Origin of the sequence: Thioalkalivibrio sp. ALJ7, assembly GCF_000376865.1 — a bacterium.
In the GTDB taxonomy this organism is placed as follows: Bacteria; Pseudomonadota; Gammaproteobacteria; order Ectothiorhodospirales; family Ectothiorhodospiraceae; genus Thioalkalivibrio.
In genome coordinates, this window is sequence record NZ_AQXQ01000012.1 from 1 (window position 1) to 14,800 (window position 14,800).

The window sequence follows — 14,800 nt, forward strand, 5'->3', positions numbered from 1 at the left end:
CTGCTATCACGCCCGGGCGTTCAGCCAGGCCTGCCGTCGGCTGGGCATCCGTCATCGCCGGACACGGCCCTATACGCCGCGAACCAACGGCAAGGCGGAGCGCTTCATCCAGACCGCCCTGCGCGAGTGGGCCTACGCCTTCACCTATGCCACCTCGGAGGAGCGCAAACGCCACCTGCCCCGGTGGATCCATGACTACAACTGGCACCGCCCACACGGTAGCCTGAACAAACAGCCACCCATCAGCGTCCTCGGGCTACCTGAGGACAACCTTGTGAGACTCCACACCTAGGCTCGGTCGCGAACACGAAATCGTAATAGTCAGCCGGGACCATCGGCTCCGGCGACTCCGCCCATACCGACGACGTATAGAAGAGGACGATCAGCAACAGTGTTCGGGTCATGGAGTCCTCGAGGGAAAGGAAATGCGCCCGAGTTTGCCGCAACGAGATCATGGGTGCCCTTTTCTCCTTTTTCTCACCCTGTTCCTTCCGCGCCGGGCGCGCCGGGTGTCAATATTTTTTACGCGCTCGCCGGGACCAAGGCTGATGAAGGCCGATCGGCGTAAAGCTGGATTTACACTTACCTCGATGCCCATCTTGGCCGCTCCGGTCACGAGACACGTAAGCACCGCCAAACACCCGTCATGGGCGCCTCTCAGCGACACCCCCACTAAATGGCACATCATTTGCTCTGAGAAACATAGGCTTACGGTAGAAATGTAGCGGGGTTCCCAAGATGATCTCAATGAAACGCTGGAAGGCACCCACACTGTTCGCGATAGCGCTCTCCGTACCGGGTGCGTTCCTGTCGAGTACCGCCTCTGCCGCACCGATTAATGTTGGCGAAGAGCTCGACGGACTGAATTGCATTCCTTTCGGCTGCGATCTGGCGCAACAGACGCAATACATCTACGGAGCGGAACTGTTCTCCGAGCCCCTTAACATCGATGCGTTCGGATTCTGGTCGGTGGCAGGACAGGGCAATCTGGTCAGCGGATCGTTCGACATACGTTTCTCGATCACCGACGCCGACCCCGCCGATACCAACCTTCCGCTGGAAGACAATTTCGGAGAAGTGGACCATTACTTTACCGATCTGACTCTGGATGGCAGTAACGATCACCCATTTACCATCAGTGGCGAAACGTTCTACTACGACCCCAGCGACGGCAACCTACTGATCGATATCCGTGCCGATGGCGAGCTCACCCATGAGGGGGATTGGGCCAACTTTCAGTCAACGGCGCACGAAGAAAGCACCGAACACATGTGGCGGGGACGAACTCGCGATGATGACGACCCCGGAGTGCCAAGCTCGGAATGGGGGATGACAACGACTTTCTGGGACCTCACCGAGGATGATCCTGTGGCGGTCCCGCTCCCTGGTAGCCTGGCCCTCATGATTGCGGGTCTGATGGCCATGTTCTCCGCTGCCTACATGTTTCGCGGGCGACCGAGGAGAAACAACCACATTGAACCCGCGCGGGAGACTTAACGGGAGCTCAAAGGTCATGCGGGGTCCTCTTCGTCGGCTCTGGCTCTTGTAACGGCTTTCCCAGAAGCGGCCCCGCAACCATCCTCCGTATTCCTCCTCCGCGCCATTTGTTCGTTCAGGCCTGCGCATTAACCAGCACAGCCTGTGCAAGCGTGCCTGCCACCTGGCAACCTGGCCCGCTCGGTACCAGGCTACAACCCCCCGCACCGAGATCAGCCACGCCAGTGCTCATCGTTCTAACCTCACCAGAAAGCCACGCCGTACAGCAACGCACGGCGTACACAGCGACAGATCCAGGGGTAATACGGCGTCATCTCGACCGAGACGCGCTCCATTCTGGCGCGCGTCATCTCCGGACCTTCCCTGGTCCATGCACCCCCAACACACCTAGACAGCCCGCCTAGAAATCTTGGGTGTCCTCTTCTGCTTGCTCTTCTGCTTTGTCCTCTTCTGCTTTGCCACCGGTAAGGGAAGATCAGCTTTCGAGCTGCTTCTTCAGGTGGTTCAGGGTCTCGCAGTGCTCATGCTGCGGACTGAAGAGTATGATCTCGGCGTCCTCTTCCACCCGGAGGGTGTGCCCGGGAGGCCAGTAGAAGAGATCCTCACCGGATACGGCCTCCTCGCTACCATCCCCGTACGTCATGATCAGGCGGCCCTGAATCATGTAACCCCAGTGGGGTGACTGGCAGAGGTCCTCCTTCAAGCCGTGGAGCAGCGGGGTGATGTCGGTGCCCGCCTCCAGCGAGAAGTACTCCCCCGTCATCTGCGTGTAATCGGTTGCGTCGCCGAACTCCAGGGCCTGACGCGCGACTGCCCCCGGTGCGCTGAACACCTCGGGCACTTCGGACTTCGCCATGCGCATGACCTGCCTCCTTCCCGTCCTGCAACGGGCTTGCCTCGAGACCAAATGGTCCCCCCACGGAGTCTAGAAGAAGAAATCATGGATGCCCTCTCCTTTCCCGCTTTCGTCCCCTTCTTGTCTCTTCTTCTGCGGGTGTCCGGTGCGGGCCGGCTGCCCACACCGGGTTCGACGGGCTAGTCGCAGGCGGTGGCGGCGGCGGGCAGATTGCCGCGCACACAGGTGCTGGTCTCCGCCGGATTCTCGTTGCTGCGCAGGCGGACGAAGCGGCCGTCGATCTCGCCCGCGGCGTTGGTCGGGTAATGGTCGCCCATGTGCATGCCGGCCCCGTGCAGGACCCAGTAGTTGAGCGTGTGCGCGTCGCCGTGGGGTTGTTCCAGGTAGACCAGGGTGGCGCCGTGGGCCATCTCGGTCACGATCAGCCGCCGGATCCGCTCGCCGGCCTCGAACTCGACATAACCCAGCGCATGGCTGCTGACATTACCGCCGCGCATGCCCTGCATCTCGGGGGTGTGATTGGTCTGGATCAGCCGGAAGCGACCGTGGGGCTGGCCATCCTGCATCTCGCCGTCGAGGCGCATGACCATCTTCATGCTGCTGTCCATGGCGGAGGCGGCGTACAACCGGCGCGCCTCCTCGATGCTGGAGACGGCCGCCGGCTCCATGGCCTGGTGGTTCTGGTACCAGGTCATCCAGAAGCTGACGGGGCCGTTTTCGACCGCATCCGGGCAGGCGCCGTCAGCATGCAGTTCGAAGCGGTCAAAGCCCAGGTCCACCGAGCCGCGTCCCTTGTTGGTGACCAGGGCGCGGGTAAAGATGACCTCGGCCGGCGTTTCGAGGTTGGCCATGGCGCGGTAGCGGTCGTCCCAGGCGCATTGCGTGGCCCCGCGTCCCGGCAGGGCCTCGCGGCTGATCTGCCGCGTCTCGCGCGAGCCGCGTTCGCTGCCATAGGTATCCAGCAGCGCGCGGGTGCCGGGCTCCAGCAGGGCCGTGTCCACCGCCTGGATGTTGCGGTCGAACTGGCGGTCGGCGCCCGGGGTGGCGTGGGCGGCCGAGGTGGCCATGCCGAGGGTCAGGGCCAGGCCCAGAGCAAGGAAGTGGGTGCGTGTCGGGTGGGTGCGCATCAGTCGGTTCTCCGTGGGTTTACTGCCATTGCAGGTCCATGCGTTGCTGCATGCGGTGCCATTCGGCGGTGATGATGTCGCCCGCCACGCGATGGGCGGCGTCCATGCGCGGGCGCGCCTCGGGGTAGAGGAGCATCACGGCCTCGCTGGCGCGGGCGAAGTCGCGCCGGGTGCGGTAGTGCACCATGGTGTGCACCAGCAGGCTGTCGAGATCGTCGAAGGAGCGGTCGGCGGCCTGGCGGTAGCGCACCATGCGCTCCGGGGTCAGCTCGAGCTGGCGGTGGGTCTGCGACAGGCCGTCGAACAGGGCGAAGAAGCCCATCCCCAGGTCGGCCCCCTGACGCAGGGCGTGATCGCCCAACTGGCGCTGCAGGACCTCGCCGGCGCCGAACAGGCCGGCATTGCCATCGCGCGCCAGCAGGCCAAAGAGGCTGCCGGTGGCACTGGCCGAGGCGCCACGAGGCCGGGCGAGCTCGCGGATCTCGCGGTCCAGGCGCTGATACCCCGCGTCCAGCAGGAGTTCGAGCGCCGGGGCGGTGTCGTCGCCCAGCGCACGCAGGACGTCCTGGCGCTGTCCGTGTGGCAGGCGCTCGAGATCCCGCAAGACCCCGGCGACATCGCGCGATCCGATCTGCAGGCGTTCGAGCTCGTCGCGCACGGCGGCTTCCGGGTCCTCCAGCACGCGCTCGAGCTGGCGCACCTGATGCCCGGCACGCTCGCCCACCAGCCCGTGCCGGCCCAGCTCGCCGAGGATCGCGGTGACCTGTTCCAGCCCGCCGGCGGGGGTACGGCCGGGCTCGGTGGCGGCGGCCAGGGCGCTGCCGAAATCCATCGCCCGGACACCGGAGGTGCGGCTGGCGTGATCCAGCAGGCCGCTCATGCGATGCGTCTGCTGCGCGCCATAGGCCGTTGCGGCGGTCTGCAGCAGCCGCCCGGCGAGACCCGCGATGTCGCGGGAGGATTCGCCCACGGCCTCGTCGACCCAGCCGGCGAGATCCCCCTGAGCCGTATAGGGCGAGAGATAGGCGCCCCGGTTGTCGGGCAGCGGCTCCGGGGCCACGGAGGCCACGGCGGGCAGGCAAAGCAGGCCCCCCAGTCCGAGCAGGCCGGGGCGAAGCCATGGGCCGAGTCTGGCGATCAAGCCGGGCATGCGCAGCGGCATGGGGCGGGTTCCTCCCTTTCGGGTGGTCGCGGCCCATTCGGATCCATTCCGGTATGTTCGCCACCGATCCCGAAGGATCGCCACCCAATCGGGAGATTAGGCGAAGCCGTGGACGGGGTCAAAGCGGCGCGTGGCGGGAGTCATCGTCGGGGGCGAGACTACAGCATGACGTCGGCCTCGAGGATCAGAAAGACCAGCAGACCTGAAAGATCGGGGTCGGACCTCGCTACGTAACTGTTTCAAATCGTATTGTCAATCCAGAACCCGTCCATGGACACCTTATCGGCCATTTTCATGGTCAAAACCGCCCGTCCATGGCATAACCCGCAGCATCCTCCCGAACGCACGCCGTATCCCCCAACTCTTTCACCTCGCGCCCCGGCGAGCGTATCCCCAATGCCTTCTGCACTTCTTCCACATACGGCCGACTACCCACGGCTACCGACGTGGTCCAGCGGTTGTCCCGACTGGGACAATCCGACGCAAGCGCATCGTCTACCCACATTCGATGACATTGCCTCAGCTCTGGCAATGAACCGATCTCCAGTGACTCCTGTAGCGCTTGCTGGTCAATCACGCGGTACCGATCCGGAGGGTCCTGGATCTCTCGATAACCGCTGGCCTCCCACTCGCGCGGATGCTGCACCACCCCCGCCCGGACCATGTTCAGGTCGATGTACACCAGACAACGCGCCAGATGGGTGCCAGTCTCTACCGCCGTGGCGTGGTAGCGGTCCTCCCAAAACGCGCCCTTCCGGCCCTTGCGCCGGTTGTACGCTTGCCCGACCCGCCCCGCGATCAACTGCATGGCCCGCGGGATCTCGCTACGGCCCTCATCCCGCACCAGCAGATGCACGTGGTTGGACGTCACGATGTAGTTCAACACACACAGCCCGTAGCGCCGCCGAGCCTGATACAGCCAGTACCGCCACAACCGGCGGTCGCGAGCGAACTTCAGCAGAAACTCCTGCTTATGGCACCGGTGCGTGATATGCCAGACATGGCCCGGCAAGTGATGGCGATTCGCCCGTGGCATGGCTTCCCTCCCTGGAAGACCCATTTCCTAGCCGAAATGGCCGCTATAAGCTCGAATTACACCCTTTCTCGACCATTTTCCTTCGATATTTCCGCGGATTACCGTGGTCCGACCCCGCTATTTACTGCTCAGACGTGCTTCTTTCCCTTTTACCTGTCATTTGTTATAAACAATAAATCCAATCGCCCAGAGCGCAACCACAAACAATATAACAGCGCCCCACCAAGTATCAAACGGCTTCTCACGCCGTGAAACCACCACAGAAAGAAAATACGCGCATAACATAATCGCGATCAGGACACCTAATGCGGCGACCAGAACTAGCCCCGACGGACTAACACTAAAGATCGAATGAGTTAAAGCAACGCCTCCCAGTCCAACGGAAAATGCCAACATCGAACTCATAATCTGAGTCAGGCGATCTCGAACGTGATCGACAGCACCATCTAATCTGAACCGACCAAAACCAATCGAGATAAGAAAACTACTGAACGATCCCAAAGCCAGAAAGAAGAAGAACAACACGGAAAATGGGACGAACGAAAATACTCCTTCGAAAAGATCCTGCGCTAAGGCATTACCTCCCATTGCTCCCAGACGTTGTAACGGATCATGCAGCGCATAGAGAGCCCCTACCGAAAGCCCAAACAAACCAAAGAGAATCCAATCCTTCTTTAACTCCTTCACCAAGTCGCTGCTCGCTTGCGAAATACTCCCTTTCATACTCGACCTCCCTATCCTTTGATCGACTAACTCCTAACGACGACAAGAGATATCTTAGGCGTCCTCGTCGCTCCTTTCTCCTCTCTATTTCTTTTCTTCACTTCATAGCCGCATCAAGCACCCTGGTCGCAACGTACGCTTGCAAAAGAAATCCTACAATAAACATCACACACCTACACAGCCCGCCTCAGACCGTCAAGAAATCAGGGGTGTCCCCTTCTTGGCTCCACACCTCCCCTGAAACCGCAATGGTTCAGCGACAACCGGCTGGCGCCAGAAACATGCGGCCCGATATCCCCACACCCTTGATGCTGCAACGGCCGAGCTGCTTCACCGCCTCGCGAAAACGATCCACGTGGCCCAGGGCCGCTACATGGTGCGACCTTTTCCCCCTTCCGACATGCCGCAGGAAATGCACTGGATCGATTCGCAGACGTTCCAGGATCGGCGGAATGGATTCCGGGATCGCCCCGGGCTTGTCCTCGCGGATCGCGCGCCCGGTCCAGTCCACCAGTTCCAGGTAGTCCTCCGTAGTAAAGGCCACCGCATTGCCATGTGGATCGTCGCCTTCCCGCCCCAATACGGTCAGGCGAGGCTCGTCTCCCTCACCCGCCGGACCTTCATGCCCCTGATCCTTACGAGCCAGTGCCCGGATGCGCTGCTGGATCGAGGTGAAATCGGAGGCCTCCGGCGTATCCGCCATCCCCGCGCGCACTGGGTTCAGATCCACGTAGCTCATGCAGGTCAGCACGGCCGCGTCGTCCAGCAGCGCCTGGCTCTTGTAGCGGCCTTCCCAGAAGCGGCCCTTGCAGCCATCCTCCGCATTCGCCCGCCGCGCCAGATGTTCGTTCAGGCTGCGCATGAACCAGGACAGGTCTTGCAGCCGATCCCGCCACTCGGCAATCTGCACCTGCGCCCGCTCGCGCTCCGCGACCGTCTTCGTCTGCCCCGCCCGATACCGGGCTACCAGAACCGGCAGCGAGAACAGCCGCGCCCAGCGCTCCATCACCTCGCCTTCGCTCCATCCCGCCGCGCGATCCGAATCCAGCCGCACCACCAGGTGGTAGTGGTTCGACATCACCGCGTACGCGCACAAACCCACCGCGAACACGCCCTGCAGCTCGCGCAGGCGCTCCAGCACCCAGCCGCGCCGGTGCTCGTAGTTCTTGCCCGAATAGGAATCCTCGCCGCACAGGAACGCGCGGCGCACACAGCGACAAATACAGTGGTAATACGGCGTCGTCTCGACCGAGACGAGCTCCTTCCTGGCTCGCGTCATCTCCGGACCCTCCCTGGTCCATGCACTCCCCCACAAACCTAGACAGCCCGACTCAGACCGTCAAGAAATCATGGGTGTCCTCTTCTTCCATCCGATACGGCGTCGTCTCGACCGAGACGAGCTCCTTCCTGGCTCGCGTCATCTCCGGACCCTCCCTGGTCCATGCACTCCCCCACAAACCTAGACAGCCCGACTCAGACCGTCAAGAAATCATGGGTGTCCTCTTCTTCCATCCGGCTACTGCAGAGCAAGGAGCCTCCACAGACGCTTCGCGTCACAGAGGCTGCGGATTTTCACGGTCCACTCCCCGGCAGTGTTCTCAGCCGCCGAATCGAACTCGGCCTGAAGATGCTTAAAACCGTATGCTCCTCCTTGTACGGCGGGCGCCCGGAAGTAGAACAAAAGCCATTTTCTATTGACGATGAACGCGAATGGCTGCTCTCTTGTCCCGTCTCGGTAGAACCGGAAGTCTCGAACATCGCCCTTTGCCTCCGGAAAACATTCGTAGCCGACAAGTGCTGCACTCCGCCCAACCAGAAAGACGAACGCCTCTTCGGTCTCTTCCGACTGAATGTGTCGCAACCACTTGCCGATCAGGTCCGCGTTTTTCGCTTCGGAGATCACTGCTCACCCTCATACGGCCCAACGCCGCGCTCTGCACAAAAGTGAACAAACAATAACCATTCGCCCGTGGCAAGGCTTCCCTCCCTGGAAGGCCCATTTCCTGGCCAAAATGGCCGCGATAAGCTGCTATTACACCCTTTCTCGACCATGTTCCTTCTATATTTCCGAGGGTTACCGTGGTCCAACCCCGTTATTGCGTCTCCACATCGACCCGCACGGCGTGGGATTCCTCGGCCAGTGGCAGCTGGTGCGCGCGATGATGGACCTGCTGGCGAAGCGGCAGAACGGATCTTGAACCGTCAAGAAATCATGGGTGTCCCGTTCTTCCGTCAATGGTTCTTCCGTGCGTTACCGTGGTCCCACCCCGTTATTTCCAAATTGTAGCGCAGCAGAAATTATGTCCCCGTGCCTGCGATTGTTAGGCATATTATTGCTCTGGATGAAATACAAATTTTTCACCCGGAACCAAATTAAAGTTACAGTCCTCGGGTTTAAGGCCATTAATCTTAAGGCGATTGATGGCCATGGCTTTATCATCCAAGTCCCGCAACATATTTTGCTCAAGACCCTCAACGTGAGAAAGCATATGTAGAAACCCGTTAAGTATGTCGCTACTCTCTTCCAGCAATTTCGATCTAGAAACGTCTGACGTTCTAATATTCAATTCTTGAACGCCCGAGTGAGCCGCTTGGGAGTTTCTCAATTTATTCACGAGATCCATATGGTCCATCGCGCAATGCTCGAACTCTAAGCACAAATGATATGGATGTGCCAAAGTTCCAACTAATGAAACAAGATGAGGTTCTTTACCATTTTCTCGTTTACAGGTTGGGCATGGTGCTTCTAGTAATTGACCTAATGTCATTCTTCCGTATCTTGATTCAGGTATCTGTGTGCAGTAGAGAAGCTGCTTGATTGCAACTTCACAGAGCCTTGCAGAATACAAAAGTATTTCGTTGTAAAGACGGAGCCTTTCGATTTCTGAATCTACTTCATCATGGCTAGGATCAGCTCCGTGCGCATAGTCATAAGAGCAGTTAATAACTCTACTCATAAGAAGTGATAAAGTAACTCCACTTTTCGTATAGGGATTTGTAAAGCCACTTCTCTCTGGTGATTCTTGAGCGGGCATAAGAGGCAAATGCCCTCGCTGCTGCATCCAGGCACGCATATCTGTTGCGATCGGAAGTAAATTAATACCGCCAATCATCTCGCCCGACCAGCGAAACGCTTGAGGGTGATAACTCCAATTGTGATGAGCACCATGCCACTCACGCTTTTTAGTTTCCACTTCGACTGATTACCTCGCTATGCCTAACGTCTAAGCTAAGCGGCGCGGCGTTAACCGCGTCCGGTGGAGCGCGAAGCGTGGAACGAACTTGAGCGACTTGTTATGCATTATCGAGATTGTTGAACGTAATAGTAGAAGCAAGTTCATCTTCGACATCGACGCCAAAAGATATGCTCAAAGTAGCCACCTGCTTACCAATTGAAGAACGTAGTCTTTGTAGTTCATTCTCAAGGACGCTGTCTTGGATCGGCTTTTCGAACCCTGAAAACTTGGGATGGCCTACGTAGTCGACAAACCGTCTACATGCTCGTTGCATCGCCGCTAGAGACTTATCAAGCTCTTTATTCCCCTGGAGTTTCTGTCTTTGACTGCCCAAATGATTGCGAATGTTGATGACACTCTGGATACAGTGCCCGGCATCTTCCATGTCAAAGCGATTGAACAGAACTCGTTTGTCGGACAAGTAAACTAACGTTTCCTCTGCTAGATCGCTGGCCCATTGTGGGGGTGTCCACTGTATCCCGAATATAGGGGCCGAAATACCAGTGACACTTTGAAGAATACGCTTAAATTTCAATCTTCCTCCTTGATGCATAACAGTAGATTAGACAGAATCTGTCATATTGGTGATATGCAGAATCTGTATAGCACCTGATTCTCGCGGCGCCATTCTTTGCTCTGGCAGCCGCTGTTCCTGCAGCATACCCATGAACGAATCATGGATAAACAAGGAGGTCGGTTGATCCACAACCGACGGTCGCGCGCGAACTTCAGCAGAAACTCCTGCTTATGGCACCGGTGCGTGATATGCCAGACATGGCCCGGCAAGTGATGGCGATTCGCCCGTGGCATGGCTTCCCTCCCTGGAAGACCCATTTCCTCGCCAAAATGGCCGCGATAAGCTCCAATTACACCCGTTCTAGACCATTTTCCTTCGATCTTTCCGTGGGTTACCGTGGTCCGACCCCGCTATTTGGTAGCGCCGCCGAGCCTGATACAACCAGTACCGCCACAACCGGCGGTCGCGCGCGAACTTCAGCAGAAACCCCTGCTTATGGCACCGCTGGGTGATATGCCAGACATGGCCCGGCAAGTGATGGCGATTCGCCCGTGGCATGGCTTCCCTCCCTGGAAGGCCCATTTCCTGGCCCAAATGCCCGCGATAAGCTCGAATTACACCCCTTCTAGACCATTTTCCTTCGATCTTTCCGAGGCTTACCGTGGTCCGAGCCCGTTATTTCATGTACTGATATGGATCATGATTCAAAGCACCTAACGCGGAGCGCGCCGGTGCCCTTGGGGTAGCGAACCGAAGGCAAGGGCATCCGAGTGCCGCGTTTGGTTAGCCATTGTCTCGCCTGGCCATAAGGTTCCGACACCTTTGCAAAACAGGGTCAGGGCGAATTATCTTGGAACAAACACTCTCAATTTCAGAAACCAATCCCTCGATCTTTTCATTGAAGTGATCCCTTTCTGAAAAAGTACCCCAAAATACAGATTCATGTTCATGCATCTCCTTGAGATGCCGTTCAAACTCCTCCTCCCCCATTTGTACACGCCCCTGACGCAACCAATAGGTAGGAAGCATATTTGCGGAAACGAAAACCTCGTTCAGTGATTGCCTGAATTTCTCTAACGGTTCTGCGGCCTCCTTGCCGAACACGGCCATGAATCGATAGCGAAGCGCAAAAAGCTCTGCAAACACGTCTCTATGTTGTTCGTAGCGTTCAAAAACTATGTAGGCCCGGTTTAGCAATTCCGTCTGCTCGGGTGTTTCATTGTTATCGGCCTTTCGAGTTGAACCCTCTCCTGTATGGGAGAACGGGCTTCTAATAGACCGCAAGCGATCTCTGCAGTCATACACCAAAGTAAGGACTTCTTCTGCCAGCTCGTATTCGCGGCGCCCCTTCAATTGCCGCCGCCATTCGTTGACCCCGTATATAGCGGTGAATGACGCGACTATGAGTCCGATGTTTTCAAGCAAAAGAGCGATCTCCCTTTGATTGACTAACGTCGAGCTCTGCGGCAAATTCGGAGCGTAGCGGAAAATTTGTCCGCCAGAAGCTCTTTGTTAGGCAATATGTACATCTGATCCATCTCGATACTGAACATGATAAATCACGTATTGGCCCTGTGCCTTTTCGTAGCAAGAAATCATGGGTGTCATCTTCTTTTTTCTTTCTCCGGACCCTCCCTGGTCCATGCACTCCCCTGAAACCTAGACAGCCCGCCTCAGACCGTCAAGAAATCATGGTTGTCCTCATCTCGCTTTCCTTGTCTTCTTGCTCCCCTTATTTAGATGATAATGCGCGTCTTCTTCTTACCTCTTGAAGATTTATTTATTAGATGCTTGCTCCATTCCGCGTTGCACTTTAGCTGGAAGAACAAAAAGAAACTCCGCAAGTGCTTTTGTAAATTCAATAGCCCGCTTGGCATCGTCTCCTGTAGGGAGCAATGCATTGTCATCGGCATGACGCTGGTCATTCGCGTCTAAACGAACCTCATGCGCCCAAGATGCCATTTCCTTCGTTATCAGATGATCATCAGCCGCTTGTACAATTCGCTCGTTAAGGGTGGAATCTTTATACCCTTTAATTTTCAACATTGAGTCTACGGCGCTCGCAGCAAGCATTATCGCGCCGGCCGGAGCATGAATGCTTGCGATGGCTTGCTCCAAAAATGCTCTAGGTCTTTCGGGTATATCCTCATCTACCTTCTGTGGTTCAGGAAATATTTCTATAATTTCTTGGCCAGACCCAAACGCCCACGCTATCACTATTCCGCCACATCCACCACAGCTATAAAAAAACCAATGCCTTTCAATTTGGCCAGCGTGATCCTTAGTAACCTCATCGCTTTTCTTAAATAAATTAGGATGAGCCAAAGAGCAATGCGGGCACCTGTCAATGATCAAATTTTTTTCAAGCCTAGGCACATTGCCTCCTAATACAAAAAATCATAGTCTCCTCTTATTGTATCTCCAGATTTCCCTACGCCTAAGTGCGCGACGCGAGATCACAAGCCTCCGATTTAGTTACCCTTATTGCGTTCCATCTCGGCGACTGCCTGGCGCTTCCATGCCTCCCACTCCTTTCTCTCCCACTCTCGATCATCCCGGTCATAGTTATCCACTTCAATTCGCTTAAAGCCGGTCGTAATGTGATGAACGTCTCTCTGGATCTTATCGATGCTTTTCGCAATAGAATAAAGGTGCGGCTTACCAAGCTGATAACGTCCGCGCAACTCAGCCATGTCGACGACTATCTCTTCCACATATTTTTGGCTTGTGACGCTCTCGTACGCAACTTTAAAACATAGCGAAGAGCTTGCTTTAGCCTCGAAGTGTTTGTTTGTCTGGGTGTACCCCGATAAGCGGGATTGGCCTGGGCCGAAATATCTAAGACCCGTTTTGAAAAAATTGGGAGAAAGAAATTCTTCTAGCAGGCCCTCTGCGACCTCGCCTCCCTCGACCACCGTGGGCTCGAACTTGACGTTCTTCGCCGGTCCCTCGCCGATGTTTCGAACGCACAAGCGGACTATATTCACCGCGAAGTCGAGTGCGTCAACGGTGATTTCTATTCGAGGCTCTGTTTGCGCTTGCCGAAGCTTTCGGGTTTCAGCAACTAATATTGCCGTGAGCACCGCGTAAACTACCGTGGCGAAGGTTACAACACCGGTAAAGGCGACCGTGAGTGCACCGGAGTTTTGGTTGAGGAACGCAATCAGATTTTCCATCTAGCTATCCCATATCTGCATAACAGTGGATTGGACAGAATCCGCAAGGCGGGACCGGGGTCAAAGCTTGCCCATTGCCTCTCATGTCCGAAGCGAGCTCACAAAAAAGGGCGCCGACTTTCGGCGCCCTTTTTTGTTTCTGCATAGCCATTTCCCTGGCTCCGTTCGGTTGGGCTTGCGTCGCCGGGTCAGTCCCAGCTCAACGCCCCACCCGTCTGATACTCCGTAACCCGCGTCTCAAAGAAGTTCTTCTCCTTCTTCAGATCCAGCACCTCGCTCATCCACGGGAACGGGTTATCGGCCCCCGGGTACAGCTCGGCCAGGCCGATCTGGGCGCAGCGGCGGTTGGCGATGAAGTGCAGGTATTCCTCGAACATCTGGGCGTTCATGCCGAGCACGCCACGCGGCATGGTGTCGCGCGCGTACTGCGCCTCCAGCTCGACGGCATCCGAGATCAGCGTACGCATCTCGTTCTTGAAGTCTTCGGTCCACAGGTGCGGGTTCTCGAGCTTGATCTGGTTGATCACGTCGATCCCGAAGTTCATGTGCATGGATTCGTCGCGCAGGATGTACTGGAACTGCTCGGCCACGCCCGTCATCTTGTTGCGCCGGCCCATGGAGAGGATCTGCACAAAGCCGACGTAGAAGAAGATCCCTTCGAACACGACGTAGAAGGCGATCAGCTCGCGCAGCAGCTTCTGGTCCGCCTCCGGGGTGCCGGTGCGGAAGTTCGGGTCCGCCAGGTGCTTGGTGAACGGCAGCGCCCACTCCGCCTTGGTGGCCACGGAGGGCACCTCGCGGTACATGTTGAAGATCTCGCCTTCGTCCAGGCCGAGGGATTCCACGCAGTACTGGTAGGCGTGGGTGTGCAGCGCCTCCTCGAAGGCCTGGCGCAGCAGGTACTGGCGGCACTCGGGGTTGGTGATGTGGCGGTACACGGCCAGCACCAGGTTGTTCGCCACCAGCGAGTCGGCGGTGGAGAAGAAGCCGAGGTTGCGCTTGACGATGGTGCGCTCGTCCTCGGTCAGACCATTCGGGTCCTTCCACAGGGCGATGTCCGCGTTCATGTTGATTTCCTGCGGCATCCAGTGGTTGGCGCAGCCGTCCAGGTACTTCTGCCAGGCCCACTTGTACTTGAAGGGCACGAGCTGGTTGAGGTCCGCGTGGCAGTTGATGATCTTCTTGTCATCCACGCGGATGCGCTCGGCACCCATCTCGATGTCTTCCAGACCGGTGCCGGTCAGGGCGTCTTCGTTCGGCTCGGCCAGCGGCTGGCCGGCGTTTTCCGGGTCCGGCGAGACGCTGGGTGCGGCGCCAGCGGTGCTCATCAGGGCTTCGTTCTCCTGAAAGCCCATGCCGGGGCGGACGGCGGGTTCTTTCTGGCCTTCGCCTTTGATGGCTGCGATCGGATCGTCCCAGGAAAGCATAGTGTCCCCTCTTCTGTTCGGTGGCGGCCCGGCGCGGTGGCCG

At 57.6% G+C, this 14,800-nt stretch carries 15 protein-coding genes and 1 pseudogene; 2 read left to right on the top strand and 14 right to left on the bottom strand.

Annotation, left to right across the window (positions count from 1 at the left end):
- Both D002_RS0108685 and D002_RS0108690 read left to right on the top strand, forming a co-directional pair.
- Nucleotides 1-292, top strand: a 292-nt coding sequence (locus D002_RS0108685) for an integrase core domain-containing protein (protein ID WP_018139906.1), incomplete at its 5' end; no start/stop codon positions are given.
- A 455-nt stretch (nt 293-747) separates the two neighbouring features.
- Entirely contained in the window at nt 748-1,497 is a 750-nt protein-coding gene (locus tag D002_RS0108690; RefSeq protein ID WP_018141530.1) for a hypothetical protein, read from the top strand.
- A 36-nt stretch (nt 1,498-1,533) separates the two neighbouring features.
- Here D002_RS0108690 and D002_RS13860 read toward each other — a convergent pair.
- From D002_RS13860 to D002_RS0108755, 14 genes and pseudogenes are all read right to left on the bottom strand, one after another.
- Nucleotides 1,534-1,847: pseudogene (locus D002_RS13860) on the bottom strand (transposase); the annotation flags it as partial.
- A 125-nt stretch (nt 1,848-1,972) separates the two neighbouring features.
- A complete protein-coding gene (locus D002_RS0108695; RefSeq protein ID WP_018141531.1) occupies nt 1,973-2,359 on the bottom strand; it encodes a hypothetical protein in 387 nt (128 codons plus the stop codon).
- Nucleotides 2,360-2,532: 173 nt separating this feature from the next.
- Entirely contained in the window at nt 2,533-3,480 is a 948-nt protein-coding gene (locus tag D002_RS0108700; protein WP_018141532.1) for a hypothetical protein, read from the bottom strand.
- A gap of 19 nt (nt 3,481-3,499) precedes the next feature.
- Nucleotides 3,500-4,642 carry a hypothetical protein gene (locus tag D002_RS0108705; protein WP_020404941.1) on the bottom strand — a complete coding sequence of 381 codons (1,143 nt, stop codon included), beginning with the start codon at nt 4,640-4,642 and terminating at the stop codon, nt 3,500-3,502.
- A 298-nt stretch (nt 4,643-4,940) separates the two neighbouring features.
- A complete protein-coding gene (locus D002_RS0108710; RefSeq protein ID WP_018141533.1) occupies nt 4,941-5,678 on the bottom strand; it encodes a transposase in 738 nt (245 codons plus the stop codon).
- Nucleotides 5,679-5,834: 156 nt separating this feature from the next.
- The gene (locus D002_RS0108715) at nt 5,835-6,401 is read right to left on the bottom strand and encodes a hypothetical protein (protein ID WP_018141534.1); all 567 of its coding nucleotides are present in this window, start codon (nt 6,399-6,401) and stop codon (nt 5,835-5,837) included.
- A gap of 253 nt (nt 6,402-6,654) precedes the next feature.
- Nucleotides 6,655-7,680: a transposase gene (locus D002_RS0108720; protein ID WP_018141535.1), complete on the bottom strand. Its 1,026-nt coding sequence runs from the start codon at nt 7,678-7,680 to the stop codon at nt 6,655-6,657.
- A 237-nt stretch (nt 7,681-7,917) separates the two neighbouring features.
- On the bottom strand, nt 7,918-8,304 hold the full coding sequence (locus D002_RS0108730; protein WP_018141537.1) for a hypothetical protein: 387 nt from the start codon (nt 8,302-8,304) through the stop codon (nt 7,918-7,920).
- 427 nt (nt 8,305-8,731) lie between these two features.
- Nucleotides 8,732-9,595 carry a hypothetical protein gene (locus tag D002_RS13745; protein WP_155996175.1) on the bottom strand — a complete coding sequence of 288 codons (864 nt, stop codon included), beginning with the start codon at nt 9,593-9,595 and terminating at the stop codon, nt 8,732-8,734.
- A gap of 100 nt (nt 9,596-9,695) precedes the next feature.
- Entirely contained in the window at nt 9,696-10,172 is a 477-nt protein-coding gene (locus D002_RS13750; protein ID WP_155996178.1) for a DUF6650 family protein, read from the bottom strand.
- A 765-nt stretch (nt 10,173-10,937) separates the two neighbouring features.
- Nucleotides 10,938-11,579, bottom strand: a complete 642-nt coding sequence (locus D002_RS13130; protein WP_018141539.1) for a hypothetical protein — start codon at nt 11,577-11,579, stop codon at nt 10,938-10,940.
- A gap of 351 nt (nt 11,580-11,930) precedes the next feature.
- Nucleotides 11,931-12,530, bottom strand: a complete 600-nt coding sequence (locus tag D002_RS13545; protein WP_081610847.1) for a DUF4145 domain-containing protein — start codon at nt 12,528-12,530, stop codon at nt 11,931-11,933.
- Nucleotides 12,531-12,625: 95 nt separating this feature from the next.
- A complete protein-coding gene (locus D002_RS0108750) occupies nt 12,626-13,330 on the bottom strand; it encodes a hypothetical protein (protein WP_018141541.1) in 705 nt (234 codons plus the stop codon).
- Between the two features lie 188 nt (nt 13,331-13,518).
- The gene (locus tag D002_RS0108755) at nt 13,519-14,757 is read right to left on the bottom strand and encodes a ribonucleotide-diphosphate reductase subunit beta (RefSeq protein ID WP_018141542.1); all 1,239 of its coding nucleotides are present in this window, start codon (nt 14,755-14,757) and stop codon (nt 13,519-13,521) included.
- Nucleotides 14,758-14,800 lie beyond the last annotated feature (43 nt).

Coding starts and splice junctions, on each gene's coding strand:
- D002_RS0108690 (WP_018141530.1), top strand. CDS start 748: ATGAAACGCTGGAAGGCACCCACACTGTTCGCGATAGCGCTCTCCGTA.
- D002_RS0108695 (WP_018141531.1), bottom strand. CDS start 2,359: ATGCGCATGGCGAAGTCCGAAGTGCCCGAGGTGTTCAGCGCACCGGGG.
- D002_RS0108700 (WP_018141532.1), bottom strand. CDS start 3,480: ATGCGCACCCACCCGACACGCACCCACTTCCTTGCTCTGGGCCTGGCC.
- D002_RS0108705 (WP_020404941.1), bottom strand. CDS start 4,642: ATGCCGCTGCGCATGCCCGGCTTGATCGCCAGACTCGGCCCATGGCTT.
- D002_RS0108710 (WP_018141533.1), bottom strand. CDS start 5,678: ATGCCACGGGCGAATCGCCATCACTTGCCGGGCCATGTCTGGCATATC.
- D002_RS0108715 (WP_018141534.1), bottom strand. CDS start 6,401: ATGAAAGGGAGTATTTCGCAAGCGAGCAGCGACTTGGTGAAGGAGTTA.
- D002_RS0108720 (WP_018141535.1), bottom strand. CDS start 7,680: ATGACGCGAGCCAGGAAGGAGCTCGTCTCGGTCGAGACGACGCCGTAT.
- D002_RS0108750 (WP_018141541.1), bottom strand. CDS start 13,330: ATGGAAAATCTGATTGCGTTCCTCAACCAAAACTCCGGTGCACTCACG.
- D002_RS0108755 (WP_018141542.1), bottom strand. CDS start 14,757: ATGCTTTCCTGGGACGATCCGATCGCAGCCATCAAAGGCGAAGGCCAG.